Source organism: Streptococcus sp. k-402, from assembly GCF_013277515.1.
Taxonomy (GTDB): domain Bacteria; phylum Bacillota; class Bacilli; order Lactobacillales; family Streptococcaceae; genus Streptococcus.
The window spans coordinates 1-1,080 of sequence record NZ_VMNB01000029.1; the positions used below are offsets into that span (position 1 = coordinate 1).

The window sequence follows — 1,080 nt, forward strand, 5'->3', positions numbered from 1 at the left end:
GTTCGATTCCGGTCCTCGGTATAATATAGAGCACCCTTAGCTCAACTGGATAGAGTACCTGACTACGAATCAGGCGGTTAGAGGTTCGACTCCTCTAGGGTGCATTTTTCTATTTAACTCGGGAAGTAGCTCAGCTTGGTAGAGTACTTGGTTTGGGACCAAGGTGTCGCAGGTTCGAATCCTGTCTTCCCGATATATGGCGGTGTAGCTCAGCTGGCTAGAGCGTCCGGTTCATACCCGGGAGGTCGGGGGTTCGATCCCCTTCGCCGCTATAAAGATCTTGTTGGACCTTTAGCTCAGCTGGTTAGAGCTCTCGGCTCATAACCGAGTGGTCGTAGGTTCAAGTCCTACAAGGTCCATTTGAATATTGGAGGATTACCCAAGTCCGGCTGAAGGGAACGGTCTTGAAAACCGTCAGGCGTGTAAAAGCGTGCGTGGGTTCGAATCCCACATCCTCCTTTTTATTAACGCGGGATGGAGCAGCTCGGTAGCTCGTCGGGCTCATAACCCGAAGGTCGTAGGTTCAAATCCTGCTCCCGCAATAAGGCTCGGTAGCTCAGTTGGTAGAGCAATGGATTGAAGCTCCATGTGTCGGCGGTTCGATTCCGTCTCGCGCCATTTTTACTTATAGTATGTATGCGGGTGTAGTTTAGTGGTAAAACTACAGCCTTCCAAGCTGTTGTCGCGAGTTCGATTCTCGTCACCCGCTTTGAACTTTGTTCAAATTACCAAGTTTTTAACTTGGGCGCGTAGCTCAGGTGGTTAGAGCGCACGCCTGATAAGCGTGAGGTCGGTGGTTCGAGTCCACTCGTGCCCATTAATTGGAGAATTACTCAAGAGGCTGAAGAGGACGGTTTGCTAAATCGTTAGGTCGGGTAACTGGCGCAAGGGTTCGAATCCCTTATTCTCCGTATTAATGAGAGTTTGTAACTCTCTTTTTTATTTTTAGAGACAATAAAACTTCGGCTCTTTGTCAACTGTAGTGGGTTGAAGAAAAGCTAAGCTCGAGAAAGGACAAATTTCGTCCTTTCTTTTTTGATGTTCAGAGCGATAAAAATCCGTTTTTTGAAGTTTTCAAAG

10 tRNA genes are annotated in these 1,080 nt (G+C 47.9%); all 10 read left to right on the plus strand.

Going from position 1 to position 1,080, the window contains the following annotated elements:
* Positions 1-30: 30 nt before the first annotated feature.
* The 10 genes from HT724_RS09960 to HT724_RS10005 all read left to right on the plus strand — a co-directional run bounded on the left by HT724_RS09960 (position 31) and on the right by HT724_RS10005 (position 911).
* Positions 31-104 (plus strand) — tRNA-Arg (locus tag HT724_RS09960).
* Positions 105-119: 15 nt separating this feature from the next.
* Positions 120-193, plus strand: a tRNA-Pro gene (locus HT724_RS09965).
* A 5-nt stretch (positions 194-198) separates the two neighbouring features.
* Positions 199-272, plus strand: a tRNA-Met gene (locus tag HT724_RS09970).
* Between the two features lie 13 nt (positions 273-285).
* A tRNA-Ile gene (locus HT724_RS09975) sits at positions 286-359 on the plus strand.
* Between the two features lie 10 nt (positions 360-369).
* Positions 370-459 (plus strand) — tRNA-Ser (locus HT724_RS09980).
* Positions 460-468: 9 nt separating this feature from the next.
* Positions 469-542, plus strand: a tRNA-Met gene (locus HT724_RS09985).
* Between the two features lie 3 nt (positions 543-545).
* Positions 546-618 (plus strand) — tRNA-Phe (locus tag HT724_RS09990).
* A gap of 20 nt (positions 619-638) precedes the next feature.
* Positions 639-709, plus strand: a tRNA-Gly gene (locus HT724_RS09995).
* 34 nt (positions 710-743) lie between these two features.
* Positions 744-817: transfer RNA gene (locus tag HT724_RS10000), tRNA-Ile, on the plus strand.
* 6 nt (positions 818-823) lie between these two features.
* Positions 824-911: transfer RNA gene (locus tag HT724_RS10005), tRNA-Ser, on the plus strand.
* Positions 912-1,080: the final 169 nt, after the last annotated feature.